Origin of the sequence: Pseudomonas sp., from assembly GCF_035277045.1 — a bacterium.
In the GTDB taxonomy this organism is placed as follows: Bacteria; Pseudomonadota; Gammaproteobacteria; order Pseudomonadales; family Pseudomonadaceae; genus Aquipseudomonas.
Map to the genome: position 1 here is coordinate 1 of NZ_DATELE010000009.1, position 4,713 is coordinate 4,713.

Annotated in this window: 5 protein-coding genes; 4 read left to right on the forward strand and 1 reads right to left on the reverse strand. The window is 62.3% G+C overall.

What is annotated here, in order from left to right; all coding sequences use genetic code 11:
• The 3 genes from VJS90_RS00335 to VJS90_RS00345 form a co-directional block, all read left to right on the forward strand.
• A partial coding sequence (locus tag VJS90_RS00335; RefSeq protein WP_324117998.1) for a zinc-binding dehydrogenase occupies window positions 1-853 on the forward strand: 853 nt, incomplete at its 5' end.
• Between the two features lie 23 nt (window positions 854-876).
• Window positions 877-1,413, forward strand: a complete 537-nt coding sequence (locus VJS90_RS00340; RefSeq protein WP_324118000.1) for a hypothetical protein — start codon at window positions 877-879, stop codon at window positions 1,411-1,413.
• 127 nt (window positions 1,414-1,540) lie between these two features.
• Window positions 1,541-1,852: a DUF6555 family protein gene (locus tag VJS90_RS00345; protein ID WP_324118002.1), complete on the forward strand. Its 312-nt coding sequence runs from the start codon at window positions 1,541-1,543 to the stop codon at window positions 1,850-1,852.
• Between the two features lie 49 nt (window positions 1,853-1,901).
• Here the strand turns inward: VJS90_RS00345 and VJS90_RS00350 are convergent, their stop codons facing one another.
• On the reverse strand, window positions 1,902-2,072 hold the full coding sequence (locus VJS90_RS00350; protein ID WP_324118004.1) for a hypothetical protein: 171 nt from the start codon (window positions 2,070-2,072) through the stop codon (window positions 1,902-1,904).
• A 251-nt stretch (window positions 2,073-2,323) separates the two neighbouring features.
• On the opposite strand from VJS90_RS00350, the gene metE reads away from it, so the two are divergent.
• On the forward strand, window positions 2,324-4,630 hold the full coding sequence (gene metE, locus VJS90_RS00355; protein WP_324118006.1) for a 5-methyltetrahydropteroyltriglutamate--homocysteine S-methyltransferase: 2,307 nt from the start codon (window positions 2,324-2,326) through the stop codon (window positions 4,628-4,630).
• The last annotated feature ends 83 nt before the right edge of the window (window positions 4,631-4,713 follow it).

A 4,713-nucleotide genomic window follows, 5' to 3' on the forward strand; every position in this document is an offset into this window, starting at 1 on the left:
TGCCGCGCTGAACAAGAAGATCATCCCACCGCCCGCGGCGCTGTTTGGCTACAGCCATCTCTACGGCGGCGTGGCGGGAGGGCAGGCCGAATACGTCCGCGTGCCCAAAGGCAACGTCGGGCCGTTCAAGGTGCCAGGGCATCTGGCGGATGACAAAGTGCTGTTTCTCTCCGACATCCTGCCTACCGCCTGGCAGGCTGTGATCAATGCCGAGATCGGTGAAGGCTCGTCGCTGGCCATCTACGGCGCCGGGCCGGTGGGCCTGCTGGCGGCTGCATGCGCGCGGATGCTCGGGGTGGACCAGATCTTCATGATCGACGAGTTCGACTACCGGCTTGAATACGCGCAGCAGCAGTACGGCGTGATACCCATCAACTTCCACCGCGACGACGATCCGGCCTACACCATCATCGACCAGACCAAAGGCAAACGTGGTGTGGATGCGGTGATCGACGCCGTGGGCTTCGAGGCCAAGGGCAGCACCACGGAAACCGTTCTCACCACGTTGAAGATCGAAGGCAGCAGCGGCAAGGCCCTGCGCCAGTCCATCGCGGCGGTACGCCGAGGTGGGGTGGTCAGCGTCCCCGGCGTGTACGCAGGCTTCGTGCATGCCTTCATGTTCGGCGATGCCTTCGACAAGGGCATCTCCTTCAAGATGGGGCAAACCCATGTGCACCGTTTCCTGCCGGAGCTGCTCCAGTACATTGACGAGGGCAAGCTCAATCCGGACGCCATCGTGACCCACCGCATGGGGCTCGAAGAAGCGGTGCGCGGCTATGAAATGTTCGATGAAAAGCAGGAACGCTGCCGCAAGGTGATCCTGACGCCCGGCGCCACGCCACAACAGGGCTAGGGCCCATAAACCTAGGAGTACGCATGTCCCGCATCCTGACCGACACCAACGCCAAGGCGCTACACCCGCCTGATGAGTCGTTGATGTTCGGTACGCCAAAGGAGCGACTGGAGTTCTATCGCCGGGAGATCCAGTTCGAGACCGGCATCCTGTCCCACCGGACGGATGCCTATCTCTCGGCACAGTCGTTCCTGGTGATCGCATTCGGCTCCTGCATGGCCAACCTCAATCCGGACTGGGGCAGGCTGTTCACGCTGGTGGTGCCGACCTTCCTGGCCTTGCTGGGGGTGGTGAGCACCCTCAATGCCTGGCCAGGGATTCGCGCGGCATATGCCATCATCGACCATTGGCACTTCAAGCAGAGCCAGTTGCTGCGCAGCGAGCCGAAGTTCGGTCAGGCGTACGATGACTCTCCGCTGTTCAGCGAACTCGAATCCTCGGAGCAGGGCTATCGCAAGTCGCTGCTGTTCTCGATGCGCACGCCATGGCTGTTCTGTGCGTTCTGGGTCGTGCTGTCGGGGTACTGCCTGTACATCCAGCTCGACCCTGCGGGGGGCTAGAGCAGGTGTAGGGCGCGAGGGCAAAGTGCCACTTAGCCTCTCGTGCATATTGTTCGACAATGTTTTGAATCTTCTGGAGAAACCTTGCTCCATTCATGTGTCGTCATGGAGAAAGGAGGGCCCTTTGATGCCAATGCCTCAACTGTACATCATCGATTATCGGCTGCATGGGCAGCCGCGTACGTTCATCATTCGGCAGGAAAAAATGGATAACGCCCAAGCGTGGCATTGGGCCAGTTGCGATGCAGGCATCGGGATCATTCCCAAGTTCGGTCGTGAGAAAATCCGCAAGGTCAGTCGGCCCCTGGCAGAGCGCTACGGGGTTACTGATGTCAGCTGGCGCTTGTCGGGCACCGGAGCGGCGTTTGCCGCCAGGCCGTTCGACCCGGCCCAGGTGTCCAGTGGGGCACCGGCTGACAAACCGCCGGTCGCGAGTTGAACGTCGCGCGATTAACACGAAAACAGCCCGCTATCCGCGGGCTGTTTTTTTAGGCGCCTGATTCAGGGTCGCTGGCAGGCACGCCGGGGCGAGGTTCGTCATCGTCGGCGACGTTCGGATCGGCATCAGGATCGTCAGCCCTGTCGTTGCGTTGGTCCTGCTCAAGCTCCGGCCAGTCATCGGCCACGTTGCCGCCCCCCAGGAACTGTGTGTAGGTCATGACAATTACCTCCGTGATGAAAAACGGCCCGCCTGGCGGCGCCGGTGTAGAGGGGCGGACAACGTCAGCATCCCTATTGGTTCCGACTTGTCCGGGCAGGAAGAGGCTCCAGACAATGCACTCAGGAACCGACAAGCGGTATTGCAGCATGCATGAAGAAAACTTTAGATCATCACGAATATTATGAGTTTGTTTCAGCATGGTCCCTTTCATGACAATAGCGCCCATCGAACCTATGGAGCTTTATTGTCATGGCACTGGCCCACTCACTCGGATTTCCGCGCATCGGGCGCGACCGCGAACTGAAAAAAGCTTTGGAAGCTTTCTGGAAAGGTGATCTTGACGAAGCCGGGCTGCAGGCGGTGGGACGTAGCCTGCGCGAAGAACACTGGGCGTTGCAGAAAGACGCCGGTATCACCCTGTTGCCCGTCGGCGACTTCGCCTGGTACGACCAGGTGCTGACGCACTCGCTGATGTTCGGGGTGGTTCCAGAGCGCTTCCGTCCTGCCAACGGCCAGCCCGACCTGCGCACGCTGTTCGCCATGGCGCGTGGCGCTGTCGCGGAACAGGGCAGCGACCACTGCTGCGGTGGCGCGCATGCCCAGGAAATGACCAAGTGGTTCGACACCAACTACCACTACCTGGTGCCTGAATTCAGCGCCGACCAACACTTCGAGCTGTCCTGGGGACAGTTGTTCGAGGAGGTCGACGAGGCCAGGGCGCTGGGGCACCAGGTCAAGCCCGTGGTCATCGGGCCCTTGACCTATCTGTGGCTAGGCAAGGTCAAGGGCGCCGGTTTCGACAAGCTTGACCTGCTTGAGCGCCTGCTGCCGCTGTATGGCCAGATCTTCCAGCGCCTTGCCGCCCAAGGTGTGGAGTGGGTACAGATCGATGAACCGATCCTGGCCCTGGACCTGCCACAGGACTGGAAAAACGCTTTTGAGCGCGCCTACAACCTGATCCAGCGCGATCCGTTGAAAAAGCTTGTCGCGACCTACTTCGGCGGCCTGGAAGAGAACCTCGGCCTGGCGGCAAACCTGCCGGTCGATGGCCTGCACATCGACCTGGTCCGGGCGCCCGATCAGTACCCGACCATCCTTGATCGCCTGCCAGCCTACAAAGTGCTCTCGCTGGGCATCGTCAACGGCCGCAATGTCTGGCGCTGTGACCTGGAAAAGGCCCTGGACGTGCTGCGCCATGCCCATGAGCGCCTGGGCGAGCGCCTCTGGGTAGCGCCTTCATGCTCGTTGTTGCACAGCCCGATGGACCTGTCACGCGAAGATACCCTGGACGCGCAGTTCAAGCGCTGGCTGGCGTTCGCGGTGCAGAAGTGCGAAGAAGTTGCCGTGCTGGCGAGGGCTCTGGATGCGCCCGAAGCGCCCGACGTGCTGCACGCCCTTGCCCAGAGCCGGGCCGTGCAAGACAGCCGCGCGGCCTCGGCACGCATCCACAAACCCGCGGTCCAGACCCGGGTCGCCTCGATCACTCCGGCGGACAGCCAGCGCCAGTCGCCCTATGCCAGGCGTATCAGCCGCCAGCGCGCCAGGCTCGACTTGCCGTTGTTCCCGACCACCACCATTGGCTCCTTCCCGCAGACCGGCGCGATCCGCCTGGCGCGTCAGTCATTCAGGCAGGGCAAGCTGACGGCGGTCGAGTACACCGAGGCCATGCACAGCGAGATCCGCCACGCGGTGCAGGTCCAGGAGCGCCTGGGACTGGACGTGCTGGTGCACGGTGAAGCCGAGCGCAACGACATGGTCGAGTACTTCGCCGAACAGCTCGACGGCTACCTGTTCACCCGCTTCGGCTGGGTGCAGAGCTACGGCTCGCGCTGCGTCAAGCCGGCGGTGATCTACGGCGACCTGAGCCGGCCGAAAGCGATGACCGTGGAGTGGATCCGCTACGCCCAGGGCCTTACCGGCAACGTCATGAAGGGCATGCTGACCGGGCCGGTGACCATGCTGATGTGGTCCTTCCCGCGCGAGGACGTTTCCCGCGAAGTCCAGGCCCGCCAGCTGGCGCTGGCGATCCGTGACGAGGTGGTGGACCTGGAAGCCGCCGGCATCCGGATCGTGCAGATCGATGAAGCGGCGTTTCGCGAAGGGCTGCCGTTGCGCAAGGCGCAGTGGCAGCAGTACCTGGACTGGGCCACCGAAGCGTTTCGCCTGTGCGCCTCGGGCGTACGTGATGAGACTCAGATCCACACCCACATGTGCTACAGCGAGTTCAATGATGTGATCGAATCGATCGCGGCCATGGACGCCGACGTGATCACCCTCGAGACCTCACGCTCGGACATGGAGCTGCTGGAGGCGTTCGAGGCCTTCGACTATCCCAATGACATCGGTCCGGGGGTATATGACATCCACTCGCCACGGGTGCCGGAGGTCAAGGAGATGGCTGACCTGCTGCGCAAGGCGGCCCGGCGTATTCCCGCGCAGCGGTTGTGGGTGAATCCTGACTGTGGGCTCAAGACCCGGGGCTGGGCGGAGACCGAAGCGGCGCTGGTGCACATGATCAGTGCGGCGCGGCAGCTGCGCGAGGAGCTGGTTGGTTGATGGTGGTTGTGTGTGCAACTGTCTTCCACCCAAGTTAAGCACAGTCCCCGGCTTGGCAAAGCCGGGGACTGTGCTTATCTCGG